The following is a 25,273-nucleotide window of genomic DNA, read 5'->3' as shown; positions in this document are numbered from 1 at the left end:
GCCCGACTTCATCGCGACCGTCAACTTCACCCGCGCCAACCGGCTCGGGCCCGCCGCCACGGCCGCCCGAGAAGCTGCCGCCGCCCAGACCGATCGAGAAGGGCGAGGGACGCGGCGGGCCCAGCCGGTTGGCGCGGGTGAAGTTGACGGTCGCGATGAAGTCGGGCTGCGCATCGCCCTGCGCCAGCGAATAGCCGTTGCGCAGCAGCGCGGTCTCAACCGCGGCGGCATAGGTCTTGAACTCGATGCTGGCCGGGCCGGTGGCCGACAGCGGTTCGACCCGGATGGTGCCGCGCGCGATCGGCTGACCCAGGTGATAGCGGATCACCTCGGTCGGGGGCAGACGCCCGCCCGTGGTGGAACAGGCGGCCAGCGTTCCGGCGGCGGCCGCGAGGATCAGGAGCGAGCGGGCTTTCATGCGTCGAAGACCTTGAGAGATGTTACGGATGGGCAACGCATGACATATGAGGGATGATCCGGCGGCGGAAGGGGGCGCGGCGATCATGATCCATCCGTCATGCCGAAACCTTGACTTCAGCGCCGGTTGCCACTAGGCGGCGACGCTTTCCAGATCACCCTCCAGTTCAAAAGAAGCGAATCGATCATGAAGATCCGCAATTCCCTGAAGTCGCTCAAGGATCGTCACCGGGACAACCGCGTGATCCGCCGTCGCGGCCGCACCTATGTCATCAACAAGACCAACCGTCGTTTCAAGGCGCGCCAGGGCTAATCAGCCCTGATGCCGATCGAATCGAACGTGACGGGCGAACAGTCCGTGACGCGCGCCGATCGGCCGACCGCCGTCATTTTCGACGTCGGCCGTGTGCTTTACGACTGGGATCCCCGGATCCTGTATCGGCGCCTGATCGCAGACGATCGGGCGCTCGATGCATTTGTACGCGATGTCGTCACCACCGAGTGGCATTTCCAGCATGATGCGGGCCGCGACTTCGCCGACACCTCGGCGGAGCTCATTGCGCTGCACCCGCAGCATCGGGATTTGATCGCCGCCTGGGGTCCGCGCTTCAACGAGAGTATCGGCGATCCGATCGCCGGGATGCATAAACTCGTCGCCGAACTGGATGCGGCGAGTGTGCCCCTGTTCGCGATCACGAACTTCAGCCATGAATTCTGGCCGCCTTTCCGGGCGCGCGAATCGGCGCTGTTCGATCGATTCCGCGACATCGTGGTGTCGGGCGACGAAAAGCTGGTGAAGCCCGACCCCGCCATCTACCGCCTCGCGCTCGCCAGATTCGGGCTGGAGCCCCGGCAGGCGGTGTTCATCGACGACAACCGCGCCAATATCGACGCGGCGGCCGCGTTGGGGATCCACGCATTGCACTTCACCGATGAGGCGACGCTTCGGCCGCAGCTTCGGGCGCTGGGTCTGGTGGTTTAGGTTTTCGCGTGGCCTTCGTCTTCGCTCAGGCCGAACGAAGCTTGGGGTTTAGGACGACCACCCTATCACGCTGAGCGAAGTCGAAGCGCATGCGTAAACCTCACCGCGACAGTGACGCCAGTTGCGCCTGATTCGCCTGGCTGGCTTCCGTCTCCAACAGCATCGGGTCGAGGTGATCCCCGACCATCTGATCGGTGACGATCACGTTCGTCCCCACCGAGGTGATCGAGAACAGCTTCTTTGCAAAAGCCGCAGGCAGTCGGATGCAGCCATGCGAATCGGGGAAGCCTGGATTGTTGCCCGCATGAAGCGCGACGCCGTCCCAGGTCAGCCGCTGCATGAACGGCATGGGGGCGGAATTGTACAGGTTGCTGCGATGCATCTCGCGCTTCTGCAGGATCGGGAAGACGCCGACAGGCGTATCCTTGCCGTCCTTACCGGTCGATACCGTGGCGGCCGCGATCATCGTATCGCCCCGATAGACATAGGCGCGCTGCATCGGCAGGCTGACCACCACCGTCACCGGCTGCGCGATCGGGTCGACCGCCGTCATCTGCGCGTCGGCCCAGACGAATCGGTTGGGGGCGAGTGCGGCGGCGGCCTGCGCCACCGTGGCGGTTCCCGGCCCGTCCTCGGCCAGCGCCGGCGCGGCAAAACCCAGCGTCGTGGCACCCAGCAGGGCGGCAAAAGCGAAAGCCTTCATATCCCTTTTCCTTGGCGAGTTCACAAAATCTTAAACCCGTCAAGTGACAATTAGTGCCAAGCGAAATTTTTTGCGCTGCGCCGGAACTTTCGCTGAATCGATGGAACCAAGCGATCAACCGATGGGCCGATGGGCAGAAAAATGGCCTGACCTTTGCTACATAGCTGTTGCGGGAATTCTGGGGTTGAAGGACCAAAATGCACGATAATCTGGACGCGGCGCCGGGTCGGCGCGCGCTGTTGAAGAACGCGCTGGTGCTCGCCGGGGCATTGGCGGTTCCGGGGGCGGTGAGCGCTCGGGAAAGGCTGACCGCGGGCGATCTGCGCCCGGTGCGGCAGCCTCCGATCCCGAGCCGTCCGACCGTTCCGGCGGTGCCGCAGGCGATCCTGGCCTCGTCGCGGGTCGTCCGTCCGGCGCTGCTGCGCCAGGCGATGGCCTCGCTGCAGAAACACGGTTCGCAGGTGCGGCAGCGCGACCGGATGGCGATCGTCGATTTCGCGGTCGGTTCGTCCGAGCCGCGCCTCCATCTGGTCGACCTGATCAGCGGCAAGAGCACCTCGCTGCTCGTCTCGCACGGCAGCGGGTCGGACCCGTCGCACAGCGGCTATGTCCAGCGCTTCTCGAACGCGTTCAACTCGAACGCCAGCAGCGAGGGTGCTTTCCTGACCGACAATTATTATGTCGGCAAGCATGGCCGGTCGCAGCGTCTGGTCGGGCTGGACCCCACCAACGACAATGCGCTGGGTCGCGCGATCGTGATCCACTCGGCCTGGTACGCCAATCGCGACATGATCCGCAGCCACGGCATGCTGGGTCGCAGCCAAGGCTGCTTCGCGGTCGGCGAGAACGAACTGGACCGCGTGTTCGCCAATCTTGGCCCCGGCCGGATGATCTACGCCGCCAAGGTGTAACGACCTCAAATCCTCCCCGGCACGGGGAGGTGGCAGGGCGAAGCCCTGACGGAGGGGGATTTCCACACGGGACGTCCTTTCCAGCACCCCCCTCCACCACCGCTTCGTGGCGGTCCCCCTCCACGCTGGCGGGGAGGATAAGAATTGCGATCCCCGATACTGGGGGTTAAGTCCCCGATCCTCATGGCCCAACCGCTGATCATCGCCGTCCCCAAGGGACGCATCCTGGCCGAGGCGCTGCCGTTGCTCGCCGCCGCCGGCATCCGGCCCGAACCGGCCTTCACCGACAAGGACAGCCGCGCGCTGCGCTTCGCCACCGATGTTCCCGGCATCGAGCTGATCCGCGTGCGCGCCTTCGACGTCGCCACCTTCGTCGCGCATGGCGCGGCGCAACTGGGCATCGTCGGATCGGATGTGCTGTCCGAATTCGGCTATTCCGAGCTTTACGCGCCGGTCGACCTGAAGATCGGCCATTGCCGCATCTCGGTCGCCGAGCCCGCCGCGATGGCGGAAAGCGACGACCCGCGCGGATGGAGCCATGTCCGCGTCGCAACCAAATATCCGCACATTACCAGCCGCCACTTCGCCGCGCGCGGGGTGCAGGCCGAGTGCGTCAAGCTGAACGGCGCGATGGAGCTGGCCCCGACTCTGGGTCTGGCGCCGCGTATCGTCGACCTGGTGTCGTCGGGCCGGACTCTGAAGGAAAACGGGCTGGTCGAGGTGGAGGTGATCGAAGAGGTCACTTCGCGCTTGGTCGTCAACCGCGCCGCGATGAAGACGCGAGCGCAGGTCGTGCCGCTGGTCGAGGCATTCCGCCGCGCGGTCGCCGAGAAGGAAGCCGCATGATCCGTCTCGATACGCAGGAACCGGGGTTCGCCACCGCCTTCGACGAGTTGGTCGATGCCCGGCGCGAAAGCGATGCGGATGTCGCACGCGATGTGCAGGTGATCCTGCGCGCGGTCCGCGACGATGGCGAGACGGCGGTGGCGGCCTTCACCAGGCAGTTCGACGGCCATGACCTGGCCGAGACCGGCTGGCGGATCGAACCGGCGGATTGCCGCGCGGCCTATGAGGCGCTGGAGCCCGAACTGCGCGCCGCGCTCGACCTCGCCGCCGCGCGCATCCGCGCCTATCACGAAAAGCAGAAGCCGACCGACACCGACTATGTCGATGCACAGGGCGTGCGACTGGGCGCGCGCTGGACGGCGGTGGATGCGGCCGGGATCTATGTCCCCGGCGGACGCGCGGCCTATCCCTCCTCGCTGCTGATGAACGCGATCCCCGCCAAGGTGGCAGGCGTCGAGCGGCTGGTGATGGTCACGCCGACCCCCAAGGGCGAGATCAACCATCTGGTCCTCGCCGCCGCGCATCTGGCGGGCGTGGACGAGGTGTGGCGCGTCGGCGGCGCGCAGGCCGTGGCCGCGCTGGCCTATGGTGCGGGCCGTATCCAGCGGGTCGATGTCGTCACCGGCCCCGGCAATGCCTGGGTCGCGGAGGCCAAGCGGCAGGTCTATGGCATGGTCGGCATCGACATGGTGGCGGGCCCGTCCGAGATCGTCGTGGTCGCGGATGGCCGGAACGACCCCGACTGGATCGCCGCCGACCTGTTGAGCCAGGCCGAGCATGACACGGTCACCCAGTCGATCCTGTTCACCGACGATGCCGACTTTGCGACTCGAGTCGCCGAAGCCGTCGACCGGCAGATCCCCGAACTGGCGACCGCCAGCGTCGCGCGCACCGCCTGGGACGCCAACGGCGCGATCATCGTGGTCGATTCGCTGGAGGCCGCGATGCCGTTGGTCGACCGGCTCGCGCCCGAGCATCTCGAGCTGGCGGTGGACGATCCGCAAGCGTTGTTCGACCGGCTGCGCCATGCGGGCTCGGTGTTCCTGGGCCGCCATACCCCGGAAGCCATCGGCGATTATGTCGCCGGGCCGAATCACGTCCTGCCGACGGGCCGCCGTGCGCGTTTCGCCAGCGGACTGTCGGTGCTCGACTTCATGAAGCGAACGAGTTTCCTGGGTCTGACCGAGACGGCGCTGAACGAACTCGGCCCCGCGACGGTGGCGCTGGCCCATGCCGAGGGGCTTCCGGCCCACGCCAAGTCGGTGGCACTGCGGCTGCGCCTCAACCGATGATCGTCACGCCCGCCGCGCCGGAGCATCGGGAAGGATGGCTGGCATTGCGGGCGGCGCTCTGGGGGGATGAAGCAGGCAATCCGGTGGATTTGCCCGAGGGCGACGGGAATTTCGTCGCGCTGGAGGAGGGCCGGGTCGTCGGTTTTGCCGAGGCGGCGGTCCGGCAGGATTACGTCAATGGCTGTGACAACTCGCCGGTGCTGTTTCTGGAAGGGTTGTTCGTCGATCCGGGCCATCGGCGGGGGGGCGGGGCGGCCGCGCTGGTTGCGGCGGTGGCAGACTGGGGCCGGGCGCAGGGCTGTTTGGAGTTCGCCTCCGATGCGGAGATCGACAATCTCGACAGCCATGCGATGCATCTGGCGCTAGGCTTCGCCGAAACCGAGCGGGTGGTGTATTTTCGCCGGGAATTGTGATTCCTGTCATCCCGTAGCCTGGACCACGTCCCTCCCCCCTCTCCCAAAACACGTGACGAATTGGCGACAGCCCGGTAAAGGCCCGCCAATGACTCGTCCCAACGCCCGTACCCAGGCGCGCGCCGCCGCGCGCCTTGCCGCCGTTCAGGCGCTTTATCAGCATGACATGGAACAGACTCCGCTGGCGGCGCTGCTCCACGAATTCCACAATCACCGCATCGGCGCGACCATCGAGGATGTCGAATATGCCGATGCCGATATCGATTTCTTCGACGACATCGTGAAGGGCGTGCAGGCGCGCCTGGGCGAGATCGACGTGATGATCGAGGGCAAGCTGGCCAAGGGCTGGACGCTCAACCGTCTCGACAAACCGATGAAGGCGATCCTGCGCGCCGGGACCTATGAACTGATCGCGCGCCATGACGTGCCGGTCGGCGCGGTCATCAGCGAATATGTCGATGTCGCCCACGCTTTCTATGAAAAGCGCGAGTCGGGCTTCGTCAACGGCCTGCTCGACGCGATCGCCAAGGTCGCGCGGACCTGATCCCCTACCCGCCCCGATGACCGAGGCGGAGTTCATCGCCGCGTTGCGCCGGATGCCGCTGCATCCCGGTGCGCGCGGGCTGGTCGACGACAGCGCGGTGCTGACCGCCGCGCCGCTGGTCGTCACCACCGACACGCTGGTCGAAGGCGTGCATTTCCTGCCCGACGACCCGCCCGCCGATATCGCATGGAAGCTGGTCGCCACCAACCTGTCCGACCTGGCCGCCAAGGGGGCGCTGGTCGAAGGGGTACTGCTCAACTATCCGCTGGGCGATTCCGCCTGGGACCGCGCCTTTCTGGACGGGCTGGCGACGGTGTTGACCCGCTTCGACACGCGGCTGATCGGCGGCGATACGGTGTCGAAGCGCGGCCCCCGCACCCTGACGCTGACCGCCTTCGGCCGCGATGCCGCCGCCCCCTCGCGGGATGGCGCGCAGGTCGGAGACGCCTTGTGGGTCACCGGCACCATCGGCGACGCCGGTCTGGGCCTGGCGATCGCGCAAGGAGGACATGGCCCGATCGTCCTGCGCGATGCCTATCGCCGCCCCTGGCCCCGCCTGACCGAGGGCCGTGCGCTGGGCCCGCTCGTCCATGCGATGATGGACGTGTCCGACGGTCTGCTGATCGACGCGGACCGGATGGCACAAGCGAGCGGACTGGCGGTGACCGTCGCGCTCGATACGGTCCCGCTGTCCGAAGCGGCACGGGCGTTCGGCGGCACCGATCGGGCGGCACGGCTGGCCGCCGCGACCGCCGGGGACGATTACGAGCTGCTCTTCGCCCTGCCCGCCGGAACCGCGCCGCCGGTTGCCGCCACGCGTGTCGGCAGCTTCGCGCCCGGCCATGGCCTGACCCTGACCGATTCAGGTGAACCGATCCCGCTGCCGCCCCGCTGCGGCTATGAACACCGCCCCGAAAGCTGAAACCCCTTTCCTCCCATCGTTACGATAGTAATCTATATCAGCTCGGCCCCTGGGGAGTGGTGCCGGCATGGGGGGATCGGGAATGCGTGGGGTACGGAAGTTGGGCGCGTCGGTGACGGCGCTCGCGTTGATGACGCTGACGGGCATGACGCAGAATGCGGGCCAGACACCATCCGCCGCCCCGACCCCGGCCAGCCCGCCCGCCGCGACAGGCCCGCTGCCGGTCGAGGCCTTTGCCGCGCTGCCCGAGTTCGAGGGGCCCGCTTTGTCGCCCGACGGCACCCGCATCGCGGGCAAGCGGGCGCTGAACGGCAAGCAATATCTGATGGTCGTTCCGCTGATCAAAGGGCAGGGCAAGACCGCGCTGGCCGCACTCAGCGACAAGGTGGACGTCAACTGGTGGCGCTGGGTCAATGACGAATGGCTGGTCGTCGGGCTGGGCAGCCAGGACGTGATCCAGGGCGAGGAATATTATGTCACCCGCCTGATCGGTGTCCGCGCCGACATGCAGAAGATGGTGAAGATCGACTGGGACAATTCGGGTTTCCGCGCCGACGAGGTGTTGTGGACCGCGCATGACGGCACGCCGCGCCTCCTGTTCGCCAAATCGACAGGCATCTATTCCATGGCGGAGGTCTATCCTTCCGTCTACGAAGCGGACGTCTCGACCGGGCGGGTCAAGCGGATCGCGAACGGGCAGACCGATGTGTGGGACTGGTATGCCGATGGCCAGGGCCAGTTGCGCATGGGCGTTCGCTACAGCGACGAGACGCGTCAGAAGAGCATCCTCTATCGCCAGTCCAACGCCGAGCCCTTCCGCACCATCGCTCGCGCCAATGGCCGCAAGGACGAATCGGTCTTGGTGCCCAGCGTCTTTCGCGCCGACGGCACCGCGCTGGCGATCGATGACAGCGACGGCTATGACGCGCTGTACGAGGTTTCGCTGCCCGACCTGAAGCTGGGCCGCAAGCTCAGCACCGTCACCGGCTATGATATCGACGGCATCATCAAGACCGCGGCGGGCGACGATATTTCGGCGATCCGCTACACCGACCAATATTATCACGACGCCTGGACCGACCCTCGGATCAAAGAATTGCAGGACGCGCTCGACAAGTCGGTGGCCCCGCGCCGCGCCGAGATCGTGTCCTGGAACACCGCCCGCACCCGCTTCCTGGTGACGGTCAGCAGCCCGTCCTCGGCGGGGTCGCTCTATTATTGGGATACCGATTACGGCAACATGCAGTTCCTGTCCTGGGCCAATCCCCAGTTGAAGGGCCAGCGGCTGTCGCCCGTCCGTACCCTGCGCTATCCGGCCCGCGACGGCACCTCGATCGAGGCGATCCTGACCATGCCGCGCGGACGCGGGACCAAAAACCTTCCGCTGATCGTCATGCCGCATGGCGGCCCCTTCGCCCGCGACGCCGAAAGCTGGGACTGGTGGAGCCAGTATCTGGCCGAACTGGGTTATGCCGTGATCCAGCCCAATTATCGCGGGTCCTCGGGCTATGGCACCGCCTTCGCCAAGAAGGGGCAGGGCGAATGGGGACTGAAGATGCAGGACGATCTGGACGACGCGGTCGCCTGGCTGGCCAAGGAAGGCATCGCCGATCCCAAGCGCGCCTGCATGGTCGGGGCCTCCTATGGCGGCTATGCCGCGATGCGCGCGGCCCAGCGCAACAGCGCGCTTTATCGCTGCGCGGTGTCCTATGCGGGCGTGTCCGATCTTCAGGCCATGAAACGCTACGACTCGCGTTTCCTGTTCGGCAAGACCCGCGCCGACTGGCTGCAGAAACAGGCGCCCGACTATCACGCCGTCTCACCCCGCTTCGGCGCGGCCGACATGGCGATCCCGCTGCTGATCGTGCACGGCAAGGAGGACAAGCGTGTGCCGGTCAACCAGTCGCGCATGATGGTGTCCGCGCTGAAGGCGGCGGGCAAGCCGGTGAACTATATCGAACAGCCGCTGGCCGACCACCACTTCACCCGCGCCGAGGACCGGCTGGAATTCCTGAAGGCGATGGCCGCGTTCCTGGCCAAGTATAATCCCGCCTGAAAATCCTCCCCGGTACGGGGAGGGGGACCGCCGCGAAGCGGTGGTGGAGGGGGAGTGAGGCAGGAGACTCGCTGGGTGGAGCCCCCCCTCCACCAGCCTGCGGCTGGTCCCCCTCCCCGTGCCGGGGAGGATTGCAAAACCGTATTCCATACCCATATCCGGGGCTGATTCGGCGTGCCTTTCCTTTTCGGCCCATTGCGGCTATGGCGGCGCCTCTTCGACATACCCTATAACACGACGAACCGAGGTATTTTTTGGCCAAGGAAGAACTGCTCGAGATGCGCGGCCGCGTGGTGGAACTCCTCCCCAACGCGATGTTCCGCGTCCAGCTCGAGAATGATCACGAGATCCTGGGACATACGGCGGGCAAGATGCGCAAGAACCGCATCCGCGTGCTGGTCGGCGACGAAGTGCTCGTCGAGCTGACGCCGTACGACCTGACCAAGGGCCGGATCACCTACCGCTTCAAGTGAGCGACCGGCCAACCATGCCGCTCGTCCTTGCATCCTCCTCCCCGCGCCGCCGCGATCTGCTGGCGCGGCTGGGAGTCGTGCCCGACCGAGTCGCCTCGCCCGATATCGACGAAGCCCCTCGCCCCGCCGAACCGCCCCGCGTCTATGCGCTGCGGCTGGCGGTGGAAAAGGCGCATGCGGTTGACCGTGCCGATGGCGAGATCGTCGTCGCGGGCGATACCACCATCGCGCTGGGCCGCCGCATCCTGCCCCCCGCCGATACGCAAGACGTCCAGCGCAAGCTGCTGCGCCTGATCTCCGGGCGGCGACACCATGCGCTGTCCGCCGTGTGCGTCATCGACGCCACCGGCAAGGCACGCACCCGGCTGGCCGACACCATCGTCGCGTTCAAGCCGCTGTCCGACGACGAGATCGACGCATACATCGCGTGCGGCGAAGGGCTGGGCAAGGCCGGGGGCTATGCCATCCAGGGCCGCGCCGAGGCGTTCGTGCGCTTTCTGCAGGGGTCGCATTCCGGCGTCATCGGCCTGCCGCTGTTCGAAACCCGCGCCCTGCTGAAGGCCGCCGGGCTGCCGCTTGTCTGAATGGCTCTATGAGGCCGGGATCGGCGAGGCCCGTGCCGCGCTGGTCGAGGATGGCCGCATCGTCCAGGCCGCGATCGAGCTGACCGGTACACTGACCGTCGGCACGGTGGCCGAAGGGCGGCTGGTCGAGCTGCTCCCCGGTCGACAGGGGCGGGTGACGCTGAATCAGGGCGGCGAGGTGCTGCTGGCGCCAATACCCAAGGGCATGACGCAAGGAGCGGCGCTGACCGTCATCGTCACGCGCGAGGCGATTCCCGAACGCGGCCGCGCCAAGCTGTCCAAGGCGCAGCTCGCCCCCGAGGGCACGCATCCCGCCCCCGGCCCCGACCTGCGCGCACGAATCGCCGCAACGGGCTTTCCCGTGCGTGACGTCCTGCCGCATCAGCCCGACGACCTCGAAGCGGCGGGCTGGTCCGAATTGCTCGATGAAGCCGTGACGGGTGAGATCGGATTCGGCGCGGGCGTGCTGCGGATGACGCCGACCCCGGCCATGACCCTTTTCGACGTCGATGGATCGCCGCCGCACGAACCCCTGTCGATCGCCGCCGCCCGCGCGGTGGCGGCAAGCATCCTGCGTCACGGCATCGGCGGGTCGATCGGCATCGACTTTCCCACGCTGGAGGGCAAGGGCCCGCGCCAGGCGGTGGCGGAGGCGCTGGACGCCGCCCTGCCCCTCCCCTTCGAGCGGACGGCGGTCAACGGCTTCGGCTTCCTCCAGATCGTCCGTCCGCGCCCGCGCGCCTCGATCCCTGAGCGCCTATGCATCGACCCCGTCGGCGCCCGTGCCCGTGCGTTGCTGCGGCAGTGGGAGCGCGAGCCGCCGGGCGCTGCACCGACCTATCGCATATCCGGCGCCGTCCATGACCGCCTGATGGCCCATCCTGCCTGGCGCGAGGCGCTGGAGCGCCGCACCGGCCGCCCCCTGCAACTGGAACGCTCATGACCACCTGCCCGATCTGCGACAAGCCGACCGCCCCGGACCACGCCCCCTTCTGCTCGCGCGGGTGCAAGGATCGCGACCTCCTGCAATGGTTGGGCGAAGGTTATCGCATCCCGGTCAAAGAAAATGATGAAGAAGGGCTGGACAGCGGCGAAAGCCACCCGTAAAGGCACGCCTCCAATCGCAATCGCGGTGTGGGCCCAAGTAGCTCAGTTGGTAGAGCATGCGACTGAAAATCGCAGTGTCGGTGGTTCGATCCCGCCCTTGGGCACCATTTTCCTATATTGATGGTGTTTGACCGGTTCGTTGTTTGACGGACTGTTTTGCGTGTCTGGCGTTTGTCCGTGGCCTTCGACTTCGCTCAGGCTGAACGGATCGTGGGAGTAGGCCCTGCACACCAACCTCCGTTCAGCCTGAGCGAAGTCGAAGGCAAAGCCCCACTTACTCCCCTCCCGCAAGCGGGAGGGGCTGGGGGAGGGCAAGGTGCCTCGCAGAGAGAATGGCTTGTGGCCATCGCCCCTCCCCAACCCAGTTTCAGGTAAACGATGCCCCGCATCGTTTAGGTCATGCTGGGGGCATGACCGACCTGAAACTCCCTGCCGGGAGAGGGGCTTTGAAGCTCATGGATAGCTGACGGTCTTCGGAATCTCCGGAATCTCGATCCGCTCGGCGTCATCACCCGGCACCGCCGGGAACTCCCGCGCCTTCCATGCCCGCTTGGCCTCTTCGATCCGCTCGCGCCGCGAGGACACGAAATTCCACCACACATGGCGCGGCGTGGTGAAGGCATCACCACCGCACAGCATCACCCGGCCGCCCGCTTCGGACCGCAGGGTCGCCGCGATGCCCGGTTTCAGGATGTAGAGCCGCTGCGGCTCCAACGGCATCCCCTCCAGGCTGGCCTCGCCCAGCGCACAATAGACGGCGCGTTCCTCCGCCGAAGGGTCGATGGGAATGCTGCCGCCCGGTTCCAGCGTGATGTCGGCATAGATGGTGCCCGCATAGGTGGTCGTCGGTGCCCTTTGACCCCACAGCTCGCCCATGATGACCCGCGCCGTGGCACCCTGCCCCTGGATTTCGGGCAGCGCCTCGGCCGGGACATGCTCGAAACAGGGGTCGATCTCCTCCTGCGCTTCGGGCAGCGCGAGCCATGTCTGGATGCCCGACAGCACCGGACCCTGGGGGCGAATCTCGCCCGGCGAGCGTTCGGAATGGACGATGCCATGGCCTGCGGTCATCAGGTTCACCGCACCCGGCTCGATCACCAGATCGCTGCCCAGCGAATCGCGGTGGCCGATCGCGCCGTCGAACAGATAGGTCACGGTCGCCAGGTTGATGTGCGGATGCGGCCGCACGTCGATGCCGGAGCCGGGTTGCAGCTGCGCCGGGCCCATCTGGTCGAAGAAGATGAAGGGGCCGACCATCGTCCGCTCCTTGTTGGGCAGCGTCCGGTGCACCTTGAACCCGCCCAGATCATGGCTGGAGGGCTGCAGCGTGCGCAGCAGGAAATCGTCAAACATGGCTTTGCTCCATGGGGGTCGGCTCCGTGGCGTCGAGCAATTCGATCAGATCGGTCGGGAAATAGGGTTCGTCGTGCGCGGCCAGTTCCTCGCGGCTGAACCAGCGCCAGCTTTGCATCACCCGCTGTTCGAGGACGGTGTGGCCCGCCGCCGTCACGTCATGCGCATCGACATCGACGCGGAAATAGCGTTCGTCCGCTTCGACCTCGACACCCTCGATGGTCAAGAACTCGACCTGGCGCCGCGCGACTTGCGGCCCGCAATCGCGGTCGAGGCCGGTTTCCTCGAAGAGTTCGCGGCGGGCGGCGTCCTCATAGCTTTCCCCCGGATCGACCGCGCCGCCCGGCGTGCACCAGAAGGGCGGGCGGTCATCGGGGGTGAAGCGGAACATCAGCGTCCGCCCCGCCCCATCGACCAGCAGGATGCGCGCGGCGGGACGGGGTATACGGGTCATTCGCCGTCAAGCTCCGGATAATGGCGGAAGATTCCGTCTTCATTGAATGCCTGTCGCCGGTCGCTGTCTAGATAGGCGGCGATGCCCGGCAAGGTCTTCACACGGTCGTGCAGCGCGATGAGCGCAGGATAGTCACCCTCGACCGCCGCCATGCGCCTGGGGAACATATAGCGTAGCCCTGCGACCAGTTGGAACAGCGAGGTGTCAACCGGCGACCAGCGCCCGCCCGCCATCCAGTCGCGGTCGCCCAGCGCATCCTCGAAATAACCCAGGAATTTGGGGAGCCGTTCCTCGCGGAACTGCGCGGCGGCGCGGGCGGCTTCGGCCTTCTGGTCGTGATAATAGGCACCGGTCGCGACCGGGTGGTGCACATTGTGCACCTCGGCCACCATGTCGCTAATCGTCAGTTGCAGCTGGTTCAGCCACAGCCGCTCCCCCTCGGGGGCCAGATCGTGCCGCTCGGTCAGCCAGTGGAGGATGTTGGCGACCTGCGCGATCGCCTGTCCCCCGGTGCGCAAATATGGCGGGGCGAAGGGCAGGTGGCTGCCCTTGCGCATATCGGTGAGGAGCGCCTCGGCCCCCTCCTCCACGCCCCGGTCGCGATAGGGCAGACCCGCAGCCTCCAGCACCAGCCGGACGAACTCGCCGCGTCCCGGCAAGCCGGGCCAGTACCACAGGTCATAGGGCATGGATTATTCTCCGGGTGCCTTCGCGCTGATCGCCAATGCATGGATACGCTCGGACAACAGATCGGCAAGCGCGTGGTTCACCATGCGCTGGCGCGCGACGCGCGACTGGCCTGCGAAAGTGGGCGATTCGACGATGACGCGAAAATGGCTCTCACCGGTCCCGTCGTCACCCATATGGCCACGGTGCATCGCGCTTTCGTTGATGACGTCGAGATGCGTCGGCGACAGCGCCTGGGTCAGGCGGGCGGTGATCTGGTCGGCGATCGGGGCGGTGGTGATATCGGTCATGGCCCCTATATAGACGGTTTTTCAGGACAAGCGGATAGCCGTGGCGCGTCGGTCGAGCAGCGATACCCCCAAGGACAAACCCAGCCCCAGGTTTCACGGCCGGGTCGAGAATAGCGACCGCGTGTGCGACCATGCGGGCTGCACCGAAGCAGGCGAGTTCCGCGCACCCCCGGCCGAGGGTACGCGCAGCGGCGACGGCCCCGGCCAGTTCCGCTGGTTCTGCCTGGACCATGTCCGCGCGTTCAACAGCCGCTATAATTTCTTCGACGGCATGAGCGCGGACGAAATCCACCGCGCCCAGCGCCCCTATGCGGGCTGGGAGCGCGAGACTCGCGCCTTTGCGCAAGGCGGCACCGATCCTGGGCCGCGCTGGGCCGATTTCTCCGATCCCTTGGATGCCATCGCCGCCCGCTACCGCCGCGAGGCCGCACCCGAACGCTCAGACGGCAAGCCGCTGTCGGGGCAGGATCGCGAAAGCCTGAAGGTGCTGGGGCTGGAGGCGAACGCCGATCGCGGCGCGCTGCGGCGGCGGTATAGCGAGCTGGTGCGGCGTTATCACCCCGACCGCAACGGTGGCGACCGTGCCCATGAGGCGCGGCTGCAAAAGGTGATCGCGGCGTACCAGCAGCTGCGCCAGGCACCGGCGTTTGCCTAGTCAATCCTCCCCGGCACGGGGAGGTGGCAGCGCGAGGCGCTGACGGAGGGGGGCTTCCACGCAGGGCGACCTCTGCGGCACGCCCCCTCCACCACCGCTTCGCGGCGGTCCCCCTCCCCGTTTCGGGGAGGAATTTATCTGCGCGGCCCGACCAGTCCGAATCGCGCGCCCTGCGGGTCGCGGGCGGACAGCGAATACTCACCGCCCGGTATTTCCATCGGCCCGAACTCGACCCTGCCGCCTCGATCCGCCACCCGCGCCGCCGCCGCATCGATATCGTCCACCGCGACATAGAAATGCCAGCCCGGCTCGCCCCCCGGCGGACAGCCCATCAGCGCGCCCAGCACCACCGGCCCATCGGCCAGGAAGCGATACTCCCCCAACTCTCCCATCGGCATCCCGCCCTGATGGCTCCAGCCGAAATGCCGACCGAAAAAGGCCAGCGCCCGGTCCGGGTCGCTCGCGATCCGCTCGTTCCAGACGATATGACCGGCCGCCGCGCCGGTGCCATGCTCGACGAAGGAGCGCGACGGCTGCGCCTCTTCCGGCGCCATGATGTAGAAGGGCGCGCCCAGCGGATCGGTGACCAGCGCCATGCGTCCCACCCCGTCCATCGTCCAGGCGGGCATCAGCACCTGCCCGCCATCCTCGACGATGGCGCCCAGCGATTCGTCGACATCGACCACCGGCAGAAAGCCGAACCAGACCGGTCCGCCCGGCGAACCTTCGGGACGCTGCATCAGACCGCCGATCGCCTCACCTTCGGGCGTCGCGAAGATGCGATAATCGATACCGGCGATGCCGCTGTCGCCGATCTGCCAGCCGACGACATGGGTGTAGAAATCCTGCGCCGCCGCGACGTCGTCGGTCAGCAATTCGTACCAGATGAAATTCGCCATGACCGCCCCGCCCTTTTGCCTGACAGATCAGATGCTTGCCCCGCCTCGCGACTCGCCTGCCGGGGGCATGAGGATGACCGCGAAACCATCGTCCCGCAATCGCCGGAACACCCGTTTCGTGCGATCACCGCCATTGAGTAGGGAGCCGCGCTTGGCCTAAGGCGTTGAGCGACGAGACGAGGGCCTGATGACCAACATCCCGAATACGCTTCCCGACAGCCGCGACACGACGATTCTCGATGCACCCGACAAGATGGTGTCGGTGCGCGACCTGTTCGGCATCGACACCGACATGGAAGTTCCCGCCTTTTCCGAGGCCGATGAGCGCGTCCCCGATCTCGATCCCGCCTATGTGTTCGATCCCGACACGACGCTGGCGATCCTGGCGGGTTTCGCGCACAATCGCCGCGTGATGGTGCAAGGCTATCACGGCACCGGCAAGTCGAGCCATATCGAACAGGTCGCCGCGCGCCTCAACTGGCCGTGCATCCGCATCAACCTGGACGCGCATATCAGCCGTATCGACCTGATCGGCCGCGACGCCATCGTCCTGAAGGACGGGCAGCAGGTGACCGAGTTCCGCGAGGGGCTGCTCCCCTGGGCGCTCCAGACCCCGACCGCGCTCGTCTTCGACGAATATGACGCCGGCCGCCCCGACGTGATGTTCGTGATCCAGCGCGTGCTGGAGACCGAGGGCAAGCTGACCCTGCTCGACCAGAATCGCGTCATCCGCCCGAACAAGTGGTTCCGCCTGTTCGCCACCGCCAACACGGTCGGCCTGGGCGATACCAGCGGGCTGTATCACGGCACGCAGCAGATCAACCAGGGCCAGATGGACCGCTGGAACATCGTGGTCACGCTCAACTATCTGCCCGCCGCGACCGAGGCGCAGATCGTGCTCGCCAAGTCGGGCGAATATGACAAGCCCGACGGCAAGCAGCTGGTCGAGAACATGGTCCGCGTTGCCGACATGACCCGCAAGGGCTTCGTGAACGGCGACATCTCCACCGTGATGAGCCCGCGCACCGTCATCACCTGGGCGCAGAACACGCTGATCTTCGGCGATCCGGGCTTCGCCTTCCGCCTGTCCTTCCTCAACAAGTGCGACGAGAACGAGCGCGCGCTGGTGGCGGAATATTATCAGCGCGTCTTCGGCAAGGACCTGCCCGAAAGCGTCGTCGGCCGGGCCTGATCCTCTTGGCGAACGAAACCCCTCTCGACCGGTTCAAGGCGGTCCTCGGCGGCACGGCGCGCACCATCGCGCAGGAGCCGGAGGTCGAGCTCGCCTTCACCGCCGACGCGCCGACCTCCTCGGGCAAGCATATCCGCGTGCCGATGCCGGGCCGCGCACTGCCCGCCGAACAGGTGGCCGAGGCGCGCGGGTTCGCCGACGCCTTCGCACTGCGGCTGAAGCTGCACGACACCGCGCTCCACGCCAAGGCCGCGCCGGTCGAGGCGGTGGCGCGCGCGGTCTATGACGCGGTCGAGACGGCGCGGGTCGAGGCGCTGGGTGCGCGCGGCTATGCCGGGATCGGCGACAACCTCGCGCATGCGCTGGACGTGCGGTTGCGCTCCGACCCGCTGACCCGGGCGCGCAACCGCGACGAGGTGCCCTTGTCGACGGCGCTGGGGCTCCTTCTGCGGGAACGGATGACCGGGCGGCCTTCGCCCGCCGAAACCGCGCCCGCCTTGGCGCTGGTGCGCGACTGGCTGGAGGGGGCGACCAACCTCGACGCGCTGGCAGGCGCGATGGACGACCAGAAGGCGTTCCAGTCGCTGACCGCCAAGATGCTGGCCGACCTGGAACTCGCCGAGCCGCCCGCCGAGCCCGATCAGGCCGATGAAGGCGGCGACGATCAGGAAGGCGAGGATGAACAGCAGCAGGACGAAAGCGAAGAGGATAACGACGAACAGGGTCAGGGCGAAGGCGAGGTCGAGGCGCGCGCGGAGAAGCGCGACTCCGACAGCGAGGACGGCGAATCGCAGGAGCAGAGCCAGGATTCGCTCGACGATCTCGACGGCGAACCCGGCGAGGATGGCGACGAAGGCAGCCAGCCGACGCGCCCCAACCGCCCGCTGAACGATCTGGCGTCGCAGTTCGACTACAAGCCCTGGACCACCCAATATGACGAGGTGATCGCGGCGGGAGAGTTGTGCGACGCCGACGAACTGGCGCGGCTTCGCGGCTATCTCGATCAGCAGCTCGCGCATCTCCAGTCGGCGGTGTCGAAGCTCGCCAACCGGCTGCAACGCCGGTTGATGGCGCAGCAGTCGCGGTCCTGGGATTTCGACCAGGAAGAGGGCATTCTCGACGCGGCGCGCCTCGCCCGCGTCGTGGTCAATCCGGGCCAGTCGCTATCCTACAAGATCGAGCGCGATACCGATTTCCGCGATACCGTCGTCACGCTGCTGATCGACAATTCGGGCTCGATGCGCGGGCGGCCGATCGGCATCGCGGCCATCTCCGCCGACATCCTCGCGCGCACGCTGGAGCGCTGCGGTGTGAAGACCGAGATCCTCGGCTTTACCACCCGCGCCTGGAAGGGCGGGCAGAGCCGTGAGACGTGGCTCGCCGCCGGTCGCCCGCCGCAGCCGGGGCGGCTGAACGACATCCGCCACATCGTCTACAAACAGGCCGACGAGCCGTGGCGACGCGCGCGCAACAATCTGGGCCTGATGATGCGCGAGGGGTTGCTCAAGGAGAATATCGACGGCGAGGCGCTGATGTGGGCGCATAGCCGGTTGATCGCGCGGCCCGAGGAGCGGCGCATCCTGATGGTCATCTCCGACGGCGCGCCGGTCGACGACTCCACCCTTTCGGTCAATTCGGGCAGCTATCTGGAACGGCATCTGCGTCAGGTGATCGGCTGGATCGAGAGCAAGAGCCCGGTCGAGCTGATCGCGATCGGCATCGGCCATGACGTGACCCGCTATTATGCGCGCGCGGTGACGATCATGGATGCCGAGCAGCTGGGCGGCACCATCATCGAGCAGTTGGCCAGCCTGTTCGACACCGAATGAGCCGGATCGCCGCCCCGGCGGAAGGGTTTGTCGGGCCGGTGAAACGCTCGATCACCATCGCGGGGCACCAAACCTCGATCAGTCTGGAGCCGGTCTTCTGGACGGCGCTGGAAGAGGCGGCGGTGGCGCACGCCCTGCCGCTGTCGGCACTGGTCGCAGAGATCGACGCGCTGCGGATCGTGGTGGAAGACCCGCCGAATCTGGCGAGTGCGATCCGGTCCTGGTTGTTTCTACGGCGGTGATTTTTTCGAGGCAGCGATACCTACCCCACCTCCGCTCAGCCTGAACAGAGGATGGGAGTTGGGACAAGGCCTCGATTGACGCCGCCCCTTGGCTGTAGCAGGGCGCGCCGTCTGTTTCGGGGTTGATGTGGCCGGAAATACCCTTCGCGATACGGGATTGCGGGTCCATCGCTGGCTGGGGCTGGCGGTCGGGCTGATCGCGATCGTCCTGGCGATATCGGGCGCTATCCTGGCCAGCGCGCCGATGCTGGAGCGGGTTGCCAATCCCGCCCGTTTCCGGGTCAGCGGCGAGCAGCGACTGGCGGCCGACCGCTATGTTGACGCCGCCTATCGTCGTCTTCGCCCCGGGGAGCGTATCGCAGCACTCTCGTTGGAACAGGGTTCGTCGCCGGTGATCGTTACCCTCGACCGGACCGGCGACCGGGCGCAGCGGCGGCTGTTCCTCGACCCGCCGACGGGACATGTGCTGGCGAGCGGATGGAAGGATGGCGGCGTCATCGGCGCGGCACGACGGGTGCATGACGGGCTGTTCCTCTCGGGCCTCGGCCGGTGGATCGTCGGGCTGGGTGGAATCGGATCGATGCTCGCGTGCCTGACCGGCCTCTGGGCGCAGGTGACGCGCAAGCGGCCGAAGAAACCGGCCAAAGGCGCGCATCAGGAAACACGATGGACGCTCATGCACCGTCGCATCGGTCTATGGTCGGCCATCCCGGTTCTGGCGATGGCCGCCACCGGCCTCGCGCTTGTCCCAGCCGCGGGCACGCCGATAGCCCAGAGCGCACCGCCCGTTGAACGCGCCACCCTGCCCGTCGACCGGGTCGTCGCCAGCGCGCGTGGCTGGACGCGCGGCACGCTGCACGCGATCGACTGGCCGACCGAGCGCTCCCCCGACTGGACGCTGTATTTCGAGGGTGGCGAACCGGGCGTCGTCAAGGTCGCCGACGACAGCGCCAAGGCCCTGGCCGCGCCGGCCTATGCCGGGCCGGTCATGCTGTCCTGGGTGCGCCAATGGCATGGCGGACAGGGCATGGCCTGGATCTGGTGGCCGCTCGTCGCGCTGACGGGATGGCTGGCGGCGTGGGTCGCGGCGAGCGGGCTGGTGGCTTGGGTCGCCCGCCCGAAGGTCAGACGCGCTCGGCGTTGAGCAGGTCGGCGGGGTCTAGGCCCAGCAGTTCGATATGGTCGCGGATGCGCGGCCACTGCACCGCCAGGAAGCTCTGCCGCTCGGCGCTGCGCAACCGGTCGGCCGCGCCCGGCATCACGAACATGCCGACCCCGCGCCGCACCTCGACATAGCCGTCGTCCTGAAAGCTCTGATAGGCCTTGGCGACGGTCAGCGGGTTCGCGCCCTGCTCGGCGGCGAGCGCGCGCACCGAGGGAAGCTGGTCCCCCGTGCGATAGGTTCCGTTGAGAATGCCCGCCGCGATCGTCCCGCGCAGGCGGATATAGACCGGGCTGTCGTCACCGCTAAGAGCTGTCATGCCGAGTTAATACAGCATGGGCGACACAATGTCGAGCCGCTATCGCGATAACGTTTGCAGGGCCGTCGCACGCGCCGCTCGCTTCATCCTTTCCAGGTCGAGACGATCCGGTCCATGTCGGGTCGTGGTCGCTCGTCGAGCGGTCGGCCGGGCGTGCCGATGAAGACGAAGCCGACGATCCGCTCGGACGCGGCGCCGAACGCATCGCGCACCGCATCGGAAAAAGCGGGCCAGCCGGTCAGCCAGCCGCCTGCATAGCCCATGGCATGGACGGCATGGAGCAGGTTCATGCACGCCGCGCCCGCCGACAATTCCTGTTCCCATAGCGGAATATGGCTGTCGGTGCGGGGCGAGGACAGGACGACGACCAGATCGGGAGCCTGATGCGCGAACTGCTCCAGCGCGGCGATCTCGGTCGCGCCCGCCTGCGGCCGTTCGGCACGATAGGCGGCGGTGATGACCTCGGCCAGCTTGCCGCGCGCTTGCGGAGGCACGATCACGAAGCGCCACGGGGCCAGCTTGCCATGGTCGGGCGTGCGTGCCGCGATGTTCAGCATCCGGGTCAGTTCGTCCGGTCGGGGGCCGGGGGCGATCAGGTCGCGCGGCTTGCCCGAACGGCGGGTCGTCAGCAGCGAAAGCGGGGTCGAGCGGTCGTTGAAAGCCATATCGGTCATGGCTTACATCCTTACGTCGTCGCGCATGATATTTACAGTCGCGGCTTTGGCGTTAGGTTACCGGACCATTACGCCCCCGCGTGCGCCCCTGGTCGCACCGGGGGCGATCCCGATGGAGTGAACGCCAGTATGGCGAGTGCGTATGAGGCCGCCGCGCGCGGCAAGACGGTTTTGGGGCATCCCCGAGGCCTGTTCCTGTTGTTCTTCACCGAGATGTGGGAGCGTTTTTCCTATTACGGAATGCGCGCCATCCTGGTCTTCTACCTGACCAAGCATTTCCTGTTCACCGACGAACCCGCCTTCGGCATCTACGCCGCCTATACCTCGCTGGTCTATGTGACGCCGGTGATCGGCGGCTATCTGGCCGACCGCTATCTGGGGGCCAGACGCGCGGTGCTGGCGGGCGGGCTATTCATCGCCTTCGGCCATATCCTGATCGCGGTCATGGAGGGACCACAGGGTGCGACGGGGGCCTATCTGGAGGGCTTCTACCTCGCCCTTGCCTCGATCGTGATCGGCACCGGTTTCCTCAAGGCCAATATCTCGGTGCTGGTGGGTCAGCTCTACGCGCGCGACGACATGCGCCGCGACCCGGCCTTCTCGATCTTCTATATGGGCATCAATGCAGGCGGTGCACTGGGACCGATCGTGTGTGGCGTCCTGGGTGAGACGGTGGGCTGGTCCTATGGCTTCGGCGCGGCGGGCGTGGGCATGCTGCTCGGTCTGGTCGCCTTCATCACCCTGAAGCGCGAACTGCACGGCGCGGGCGAAGCCCCCTCGCTGCCCGTATTGCGGGCGCCGGTCGTCGCGGGCCTGTCGCGCGAATGGCTGATCTATCTCGGCTCGATCGTCGCCACGCTGGCCGTGTGGCAGCTGATCCAGCATCAGGATGCGGTCGGCACCCTATTGGTTGTCTTCGCCGCCGCCACGGTGCTCTTCATCCTGTGGCGCGCGGTGTTCCAGCTGCCCAAGGTCGACCGCGATCGCATCTTCGCCGCGCTGTTCCTGATCGCGCTCTGCCCGCTCTTCTGGGCGTTGTTCGAGCAGGCGGGGTCGTCGCTGAACCTCTATACCGATCGCTCGGTCGACCGCACGCTGCTGGGCTGGACCATTCCCGCCTCGGCCTTCCAGTCGGTCAATTCGATCTTCATCATCCTGCTCGCCCCTCTGTTCGCCGCGCTGTGGACGATCCTGGGCAAGCGCGGGTGGGAGCCGAGCGCGCCGTTCAAGTTCGGTATCGGCCTGGTCGGCGTGGGCGCGGGCTTCATGGTGCTGGTGGCGGGCGCGGCGGCCTATGCGGGGGCCCCGACGCCGGTGATCTTCGTGATCCTCGTCTATTTGATCCACACCATGGCCGAGTTGTGCTTCTCGCCCGTCGGCCTGGCGGCGATGACGCGCCTGTCGCTGCCCAGCATGACGGGTCTCATGATGGGCACCTGGTTCCTGGCGACGGCGGCGGGCAACTTCATCGCCGGACTGATCGCCCAGGCGACCGGCGGCGAGGGCGCGGGGCCGGAAAAGGTACTCGACGTCTATACGCGGATCGGCTGGTTCTCGATCGGAATCGGCGTGGTCGTGCTGGTCGTGTCGCCCTTCATCGCCAAGCTGATGCACCTCGACCTGCTCAAGGCCGAGGGGACGCTGGCCGGGGACAAGGAACTGGCCGAACCGGCGGCGGCCGGGATCGACACGCGGCTGGAGCAGAAGCCGCATTGAGCCAAATGGGGCGGTCGGGTCGCGTGCCCGACCGTCCCACTTCCGTTCGGGCTGAGCGAAGTCGAAGCCTACGCCGCAGCCTATCTGCGTGACTTTGCGCTGATTGGATTGGATCTCGCGAAGCCGCGAACACGCGAAGATTTTTGTTCGCGCGGAGGCGCGGAGGCGCAGAGAGGTTCGGATGCGCTTCGGCGCACTCGCGCAGTTCAACGTTCCGCTTGCCGCACCGTGGTTATGTTAGGCCAGCCTGGCGGCTGGGTACGCCCCCTCCGCGTCTTTGCGTCTCCGCGCGAACCAAAATCAAAGCCGCGTCATCGCCATTGCCCGTTCGCCGTACCGCAGTCCTGCCGTGCCGCCACGCGGCGACGCTTCGTCCAGCTTGGCCAGTTCCTCCGCCGACAGCACCAGTTCGGCCGCCTTCATCGAATCCTCCAGCGTCGCGCGCCGCTTCGAGCCGGGGATCGGCACGATATCAGGCCCTTGCGCCAGCAACCACGCCAGCGCCACCTGCGCCGCACTGGCGTCATGCGCGGCGGCGATCTGCTTCACCACCTCGACCACCTTCATGTTGCGGTCGAAATTCTCTTCGGCATAGCGCGGGTCGCCCAGCCGATAATCGCCCTCGGGCAAGTCCTCGCGCCGGGTGATCTGCCCGGTCAGGAAGCCGCGCCCCAGCGGGCTGTACGGCACGAAGCCGATGCCCAGTTCGCGCACCACCGGCAGGATGTCGGCCTCGACATCGCGCTCCCACAACGAATATTCCGACTGGACCGCCGCGATCGGATGAACTGCGGCGGCGCGACGGATCGTCTCGGCGCTCGCCTCCGACAGGCCCAGGCGGCGGACCTTGCCCTGCTCGACCAGGCGGCCCATCGCGCCGACCGTCTCCTCGATGGGGACATTGGGGTCGACGCGGTGCTGATAGAACAGGTCGATCGTCTCGACGCCCAGCCGCTTGAGCGACCCCTCGCAAGAGCGCTGGACGTTGGCGGGCGTGGAGTCCACGCCGGTCATGCCGTTGTCGTCATAACGAAAGCCGAACTTGGTCGCGATCACCACCGCGTCGCGCTTGCCGCGAATGGCGCGGCCGACCAGTTCCTCATTGACCAGCGGGCCATAGATTTCGGCGGTGTCGAACAGGGTCACGCCCAGCTCGATCGCGCGGTGGATGGTGGCGATGCTCTCCGCCTCGTCGGCCTCGCCATACATGTTCCGGCCGACACCGGCCATCGGCATGCAGCCGAGGCCGAGGGCGGAAACCTCGAAATCCGGGCCGAGCGTGCGATACTTCATGAGACGTCCTCGTCGATGATGCGGCTGCCCCGGGAAACGGTCGCGGTGGCGGCAAGGTCCATGCTGACATTGCCCAAGGTCCGGAAGATGTCGGGAATCGTCTCCACCGCGATGAGCAGCCCCAGGGGTGCGGCGGGCACCCCCAGCGCGACGCAGACCGGCGCGATCGAGGCGAAGAAGGTGATCTGCGACGGCAGGCTCGCCGAGCCGAGCGAACACAGGATCGCGACCACCACGGCGGCGGCGACCGACGTCATGCCGGGCACGATGCCGAACCAGTCGGCGATATAGAGCGCCACCGCGACGTTCATTGCGGGCTGGGTCCCCCGGAACATGGCGACTGCCATCGGCAGGACCAGCCCGGCGGTCGCGGGTGCGATGCGCAAAGTCTTCGTCCCCTCGATCATCGCGGGCAGGCTGGCGAGCGAGCTTTGCGTCGAGATCGCGACCGCCTGGGCCGGGGCCAGCGCGCGGGCGAATCGCGACAACGGCACCCGCGCCGCCAGCATCGCCACACCGTACGCCATCAGCATCACGATGACGCCGATACTGGCGATGATCGTGATGTAATGCGCCAGCGCCCCGAACGCCCCGCCCCCCGCCGTCGCGCCGACGACAAAGGCGAGCGCGAAGACGCCCAGCGGCGCGAGCCACAAGACCCAGCCGATCAGGACCAGCATCGCATCGCGGATCGCGGTGAAGACGCGGAGCAGCAGCACCCGCCCCTCTCCCTCGATCCGGGTGATCGCAAAGGCGAAGGCCAGCGTGAACAGGATCAGCGACAACAGCGCATTGTTGGTGGCGGCGGCAAAGATGTTGGTCGGCACGATGCCGGTGACGAACTCGGCGATCGGCGGCGGCGGCGCGACCGGCTCGGCATGGCCCAGCGCCGCCTTCAGTGCGGCGGCCGCCTCGCGCGGGATGGGCAACAGGTGCAGCAGGGCGGGCGTGACCAGTGCCGCCATGGTCGCGGTCAGCGCGACCAGCACCAGGAAGGTCGCAATCGCCCGCCCCGCGATCCGCCCCGCCTGTGCCGCCTGCGCGGTCGAGGCGACGCCGGTGATCAGCAGCGTGACGACCAGCGGAATGACCGTCATCTGCAACCCGTTCAGCCACAAGGTCCCGACCGGCCGCGCGACGAACACCGCGCCCGCCGCCGCCGCAGGGGCCAGTGCCGCCGCCCCCACGCCGATCAGCAGACCGGCGGCAAGGCAAAGAAGGATCAGGGTCGCGCGCGACATGGATGGTTCTCGCGTAT

The 25,273-nt window shown here is 67.1% G+C and carries 29 protein-coding genes, 1 tRNA gene and 1 pseudogene; 20 read left to right on the top strand and 11 right to left on the bottom strand.

From position 1 onward, the window contains the following. Positions 1 to 418: pseudogene (locus NS355_RS01035) on the bottom strand (DUF4136 domain-containing protein); the annotation flags it as partial. A 186-nt stretch (positions 419 to 604) separates the two neighbouring features. On the opposite strand from NS355_RS01035, the gene ykgO reads away from it, so the two are divergent. Both ykgO and NS355_RS01025 read left to right on the top strand, forming a co-directional pair. After that, on the top strand, positions 605 to 730 hold the full coding sequence (gene ykgO / locus NS355_RS01030) for a type B 50S ribosomal protein L36 (RefSeq protein WP_003046794.1): 126 nt from the start codon (positions 605 to 607) through the stop codon (positions 728 to 730). A gap of 27 nt (positions 731 to 757) precedes the next feature. Further along, complete coding sequence (locus NS355_RS01025; RefSeq protein WP_244489506.1) at positions 758 to 1,399, top strand: HAD family hydrolase; 642 nt, start codon at positions 758 to 760, stop codon at positions 1,397 to 1,399. A 100-nt stretch (positions 1,400 to 1,499) separates the two neighbouring features. Here the strand turns inward: NS355_RS01025 and NS355_RS01020 are convergent, their stop codons facing one another. Then, entirely contained in the window at positions 1,500 to 2,102 is a 603-nt protein-coding gene (locus NS355_RS01020) for a L,D-transpeptidase family protein (protein WP_058743949.1), read from the bottom strand. Between the two features lie 197 nt (positions 2,103 to 2,299). Here NS355_RS01020 and NS355_RS01015 point away from each other — a divergent pair, with 197 nt between their 5' ends. The 12 genes from NS355_RS01015 (at position 2,300) to NS355_RS00965 (ending at position 11,357) form a co-directional block, all read left to right on the top strand. Then, positions 2,300 to 3,013, top strand: coding sequence for a murein L,D-transpeptidase catalytic domain family protein (locus NS355_RS01015; RefSeq protein ID WP_058743948.1), 714 nt, complete (start codon positions 2,300 to 2,302; stop codon positions 3,011 to 3,013). A 183-nt stretch (positions 3,014 to 3,196) separates the two neighbouring features. Further along, positions 3,197 to 3,859 carry an ATP phosphoribosyltransferase gene (hisG, locus tag NS355_RS01010; protein WP_058743947.1) on the top strand — a complete coding sequence of 221 codons (663 nt, stop codon included), beginning with the start codon at positions 3,197 to 3,199 and terminating at the stop codon, positions 3,857 to 3,859. Further along, positions 3,856 to 5,151: a histidinol dehydrogenase gene (hisD, locus tag NS355_RS01005; RefSeq protein ID WP_058743946.1), complete on the top strand. Its 1,296-nt coding sequence runs from the start codon at positions 3,856 to 3,858 to the stop codon at positions 5,149 to 5,151. The genes hisG and hisD overlap by 4 nt, the downstream gene beginning before the upstream one ends. Then, positions 5,151 to 5,564 (top strand): aminoglycoside 6'-N-acetyltransferase, encoded by a 414-nt coding sequence (aac(6'), locus tag NS355_RS01000; protein WP_430726986.1) that lies wholly within the window; start codon positions 5,151 to 5,153, stop codon positions 5,562 to 5,564. The genes hisD and aac(6') overlap by 1 nt, the downstream gene beginning before the upstream one ends. A gap of 88 nt (positions 5,565 to 5,652) precedes the next feature. After that, on the top strand, positions 5,653 to 6,108 hold the full coding sequence (gene nusB / locus NS355_RS00995; protein WP_058743944.1) for a transcription antitermination factor NusB: 456 nt from the start codon (positions 5,653 to 5,655) through the stop codon (positions 6,106 to 6,108). A 16-nt stretch (positions 6,109 to 6,124) separates the two neighbouring features. After that, positions 6,125 to 7,030: a thiamine-phosphate kinase gene (gene thiL / locus NS355_RS00990; RefSeq protein ID WP_058743943.1), complete on the top strand. Its 906-nt coding sequence runs from the start codon at positions 6,125 to 6,127 to the stop codon at positions 7,028 to 7,030. Positions 7,031 to 7,112: 82 nt separating this feature from the next. Further along, entirely contained in the window at positions 7,113 to 9,086 is a 1,974-nt protein-coding gene (locus tag NS355_RS00985) for an alpha/beta hydrolase family protein (RefSeq protein ID WP_058743942.1), read from the top strand. A gap of 254 nt (positions 9,087 to 9,340) precedes the next feature. After that, on the top strand, positions 9,341 to 9,559 hold the full coding sequence (gene infA, locus NS355_RS00980; protein ID WP_007403889.1) for a translation initiation factor IF-1: 219 nt from the start codon (positions 9,341 to 9,343) through the stop codon (positions 9,557 to 9,559). A gap of 14 nt (positions 9,560 to 9,573) precedes the next feature. Then, positions 9,574 to 10,143, top strand: coding sequence for a Maf family protein (locus NS355_RS00975; RefSeq protein WP_058743941.1), 570 nt, complete (start codon positions 9,574 to 9,576; stop codon positions 10,141 to 10,143). Continuing rightward, positions 10,136 to 11,086, top strand: coding sequence for a hypothetical protein (locus tag NS355_RS00970; protein WP_058743940.1), 951 nt, complete (start codon positions 10,136 to 10,138; stop codon positions 11,084 to 11,086). The genes NS355_RS00975 and NS355_RS00970 overlap by 8 nt, the downstream gene beginning before the upstream one ends. Next, a complete protein-coding gene (locus NS355_RS18040) occupies positions 11,083 to 11,250 on the top strand; it encodes a DNA gyrase inhibitor YacG (RefSeq protein WP_084787416.1) in 168 nt (55 codons plus the stop codon). Before NS355_RS00970 ends, NS355_RS18040 begins: the two co-directional genes overlap by 4 nt. Positions 11,251 to 11,281: 31 nt before the next feature. Further along, positions 11,282 to 11,357: transfer RNA gene (locus NS355_RS00965), tRNA-Phe, on the top strand. A gap of 346 nt (positions 11,358 to 11,703) precedes the next feature. On the opposite strand, the gene NS355_RS00960 is transcribed toward NS355_RS00965, so the two are convergent. From NS355_RS00960 to NS355_RS00945, 4 genes are read right to left on the bottom strand one after another with little or no spacing between them, the layout of a single operon-like run. Further along, positions 11,704 to 12,603: a pirin family protein gene (locus tag NS355_RS00960; protein ID WP_058743939.1), complete on the bottom strand. Its 900-nt coding sequence runs from the start codon at positions 12,601 to 12,603 to the stop codon at positions 11,704 to 11,706. Next, on the bottom strand, positions 12,596 to 13,057 hold the full coding sequence (locus tag NS355_RS00955; protein WP_058743938.1) for an NUDIX hydrolase: 462 nt from the start codon (positions 13,055 to 13,057) through the stop codon (positions 12,596 to 12,598). Before NS355_RS00955 ends, NS355_RS00960 begins: the two co-directional genes overlap by 8 nt. Continuing rightward, positions 13,054 to 13,746 (bottom strand): glutathione S-transferase, encoded by a 693-nt coding sequence (locus NS355_RS00950; protein ID WP_058743937.1) that lies wholly within the window; start codon positions 13,744 to 13,746, stop codon positions 13,054 to 13,056. The genes NS355_RS00955 and NS355_RS00950 overlap by 4 nt, the downstream gene beginning before the upstream one ends. Positions 13,747 to 13,749: 3 nt before the next feature. After that, on the bottom strand, positions 13,750 to 14,034 hold the full coding sequence (locus tag NS355_RS00945) for a BolA family protein (RefSeq protein WP_058743936.1): 285 nt from the start codon (positions 14,032 to 14,034) through the stop codon (positions 13,750 to 13,752). A 40-nt stretch (positions 14,035 to 14,074) separates the two neighbouring features. On the opposite strand from NS355_RS00945, the gene NS355_RS00940 reads away from it, so the two are divergent. Continuing rightward, on the top strand, positions 14,075 to 14,689 hold the full coding sequence (locus tag NS355_RS00940) for a J domain-containing protein (protein WP_058743935.1): 615 nt from the start codon (positions 14,075 to 14,077) through the stop codon (positions 14,687 to 14,689). A gap of 134 nt (positions 14,690 to 14,823) precedes the next feature. Here NS355_RS00940 and NS355_RS00935 read toward each other — a convergent pair whose 3' ends face one another. Beyond that, on the bottom strand, positions 14,824 to 15,588 hold the full coding sequence (locus NS355_RS00935) for a VOC family protein (protein ID WP_058743934.1): 765 nt from the start codon (positions 15,586 to 15,588) through the stop codon (positions 14,824 to 14,826). Between the two features lie 187 nt (positions 15,589 to 15,775). Between NS355_RS00935 and cobS the strand changes: the two genes are divergently transcribed. The 4 genes from cobS to NS355_RS00915 all read left to right on the top strand — a co-directional run bounded on the left by cobS (position 15,776) and on the right by NS355_RS00915 (position 19,995). Next, a complete protein-coding gene (gene cobS, locus NS355_RS00930) occupies positions 15,776 to 16,780 on the top strand; it encodes a cobaltochelatase subunit CobS (protein WP_058743933.1) in 1,005 nt (334 codons plus the stop codon). A 5-nt stretch (positions 16,781 to 16,785) separates the two neighbouring features. Then, positions 16,786 to 18,609, top strand: a complete 1,824-nt coding sequence (cobT, locus tag NS355_RS00925; RefSeq protein ID WP_058743932.1) for a cobaltochelatase subunit CobT — start codon at positions 16,786 to 16,788, stop codon at positions 18,607 to 18,609. Continuing rightward, positions 18,606 to 18,851 carry a ribbon-helix-helix domain-containing protein gene (locus NS355_RS00920; RefSeq protein WP_058743931.1) on the top strand — a complete coding sequence of 82 codons (246 nt, stop codon included), beginning with the start codon at positions 18,606 to 18,608 and terminating at the stop codon, positions 18,849 to 18,851. The genes cobT and NS355_RS00920 overlap by 4 nt, the downstream gene beginning before the upstream one ends. 127 nt (positions 18,852 to 18,978) lie before the next feature. Continuing rightward, complete coding sequence (locus NS355_RS00915) at positions 18,979 to 19,995, top strand: PepSY-associated TM helix domain-containing protein (protein ID WP_167345376.1); 1,017 nt, start codon at positions 18,979 to 18,981, stop codon at positions 19,993 to 19,995. On the opposite strand, the gene NS355_RS00910 is transcribed toward NS355_RS00915, so the two are convergent. Together NS355_RS00910 and NS355_RS00905 are read right to left on the bottom strand one after the other, a co-directional pair. Further along, on the bottom strand, positions 19,976 to 20,332 hold the full coding sequence (locus NS355_RS00910; protein ID WP_058743929.1) for a GntR family transcriptional regulator: 357 nt from the start codon (positions 20,330 to 20,332) through the stop codon (positions 19,976 to 19,978). The genes NS355_RS00915 and NS355_RS00910 overlap by 20 nt on opposite strands. A gap of 83 nt (positions 20,333 to 20,415) precedes the next feature. Beyond that, positions 20,416 to 21,006 (bottom strand): nitroreductase family protein, encoded by a 591-nt coding sequence (locus tag NS355_RS00905; RefSeq protein WP_084787414.1) that lies wholly within the window; start codon positions 21,004 to 21,006, stop codon positions 20,416 to 20,418. Positions 21,007 to 21,135: 129 nt separating this feature from the next. Here NS355_RS00905 and NS355_RS00900 point away from each other — a divergent pair, with 129 nt between their 5' ends. Beyond that, positions 21,136 to 22,722, top strand: coding sequence for a peptide MFS transporter (locus tag NS355_RS00900; RefSeq protein WP_058743928.1), 1,587 nt, complete (start codon positions 21,136 to 21,138; stop codon positions 22,720 to 22,722). Between the two features lie 300 nt (positions 22,723 to 23,022). Here NS355_RS00900 and NS355_RS00895 read toward each other — a convergent pair whose 3' ends face one another. Beyond that, positions 23,023 to 24,015 carry an aldo/keto reductase gene (locus tag NS355_RS00895; RefSeq protein WP_058743927.1) on the bottom strand — a complete coding sequence of 331 codons (993 nt, stop codon included), beginning with the start codon at positions 24,013 to 24,015 and terminating at the stop codon, positions 23,023 to 23,025. Then, a complete protein-coding gene (locus NS355_RS00890; RefSeq protein WP_058743926.1) occupies positions 24,012 to 25,256 on the bottom strand; it encodes a dicarboxylate/amino acid:cation symporter in 1,245 nt (414 codons plus the stop codon). Before NS355_RS00890 ends, NS355_RS00895 begins: the two co-directional genes overlap by 4 nt. Between the last annotated feature and the right edge of the window lie 17 nt (positions 25,257 to 25,273).

It is taken from the genome of Sphingomonas yabuuchiae, assembly GCF_001477495.1.
Taxonomy (GTDB): Bacteria; Pseudomonadota; Alphaproteobacteria; order Sphingomonadales; family Sphingomonadaceae; genus Sphingomonas; species Sphingomonas yabuuchiae_A.
This window is presented reverse-complemented; position numbering and strand designations above follow the sequence as displayed.

What these genes read in the sequence shown, in the direction of transcription:
- ykgO (WP_003046794.1), top strand. Translation starts at nt 605, where the DNA reads ATGAAGATCCGCAATTCCCTGAAGTCGCTCAAGGATCGTCACCGGGAC.
- NS355_RS01020 (WP_058743949.1), bottom strand. Translation starts at nt 2,102, where the DNA reads ATGAAGGCTTTCGCTTTTGCCGCCCTGCTGGGTGCCACGACGCTGGGT.
- NS355_RS01015 (WP_058743948.1), top strand. Translation starts at nt 2,300, where the DNA reads ATGCACGATAATCTGGACGCGGCGCCGGGTCGGCGCGCGCTGTTGAAG.
- hisG (WP_058743947.1), top strand. Translation starts at nt 3,197, where the DNA reads ATGGCCCAACCGCTGATCATCGCCGTCCCCAAGGGACGCATCCTGGCC.
- hisD (WP_058743946.1), top strand. Translation starts at nt 3,856, where the DNA reads ATGATCCGTCTCGATACGCAGGAACCGGGGTTCGCCACCGCCTTCGAC.
- nusB (WP_058743944.1), top strand. Translation starts at nt 5,653, where the DNA reads ATGACTCGTCCCAACGCCCGTACCCAGGCGCGCGCCGCCGCGCGCCTT.
- thiL (WP_058743943.1), top strand. Translation starts at nt 6,125, where the DNA reads ATGACCGAGGCGGAGTTCATCGCCGCGTTGCGCCGGATGCCGCTGCAT.
- NS355_RS00985 (WP_058743942.1), top strand. Translation starts at nt 7,113, where the DNA reads ATGCGTGGGGTACGGAAGTTGGGCGCGTCGGTGACGGCGCTCGCGTTG.
- NS355_RS00975 (WP_058743941.1), top strand. Translation starts at nt 9,574, where the DNA reads ATGCCGCTCGTCCTTGCATCCTCCTCCCCGCGCCGCCGCGATCTGCTG.
- NS355_RS18040 (WP_084787416.1), top strand. Translation starts at nt 11,083, where the DNA reads ATGACCACCTGCCCGATCTGCGACAAGCCGACCGCCCCGGACCACGCC.
- NS355_RS00960 (WP_058743939.1), bottom strand. Translation starts at nt 12,603, where the DNA reads ATGTTTGACGATTTCCTGCTGCGCACGCTGCAGCCCTCCAGCCATGAT.
- NS355_RS00955 (WP_058743938.1), bottom strand. Translation starts at nt 13,057, where the DNA reads ATGACCCGTATACCCCGTCCCGCCGCGCGCATCCTGCTGGTCGATGGG.
- NS355_RS00950 (WP_058743937.1), bottom strand. Translation starts at nt 13,746, where the DNA reads ATGCCCTATGACCTGTGGTACTGGCCCGGCTTGCCGGGACGCGGCGAG.
- NS355_RS00945 (WP_058743936.1), bottom strand. Translation starts at nt 14,034, where the DNA reads ATGACCGATATCACCACCGCCCCGATCGCCGACCAGATCACCGCCCGC.
- NS355_RS00935 (WP_058743934.1), bottom strand. Translation starts at nt 15,588, where the DNA reads ATGGCGAATTTCATCTGGTACGAATTGCTGACCGACGACGTCGCGGCG.
- cobS (WP_058743933.1), top strand. Translation starts at nt 15,776, where the DNA reads ATGACCAACATCCCGAATACGCTTCCCGACAGCCGCGACACGACGATT.
- NS355_RS00920 (WP_058743931.1), top strand. Translation starts at nt 18,606, where the DNA reads ATGAGCCGGATCGCCGCCCCGGCGGAAGGGTTTGTCGGGCCGGTGAAA.
- NS355_RS00910 (WP_058743929.1), bottom strand. Translation starts at nt 20,332, where the DNA reads ATGACAGCTCTTAGCGGTGACGACAGCCCGGTCTATATCCGCCTGCGC.
- NS355_RS00905 (WP_084787414.1), bottom strand. Translation starts at nt 21,006, where the DNA reads ATGACCGATATGGCTTTCAACGACCGCTCGACCCCGCTTTCGCTGCTG.
- NS355_RS00900 (WP_058743928.1), top strand. Translation starts at nt 21,136, where the DNA reads ATGGCGAGTGCGTATGAGGCCGCCGCGCGCGGCAAGACGGTTTTGGGG.
- NS355_RS00895 (WP_058743927.1), bottom strand. Translation starts at nt 24,015, where the DNA reads ATGAAGTATCGCACGCTCGGCCCGGATTTCGAGGTTTCCGCCCTCGGC.
- NS355_RS00890 (WP_058743926.1), bottom strand. Translation starts at nt 25,256, where the DNA reads ATGTCGCGCGCGACCCTGATCCTTCTTTGCCTTGCCGCCGGTCTGCTG.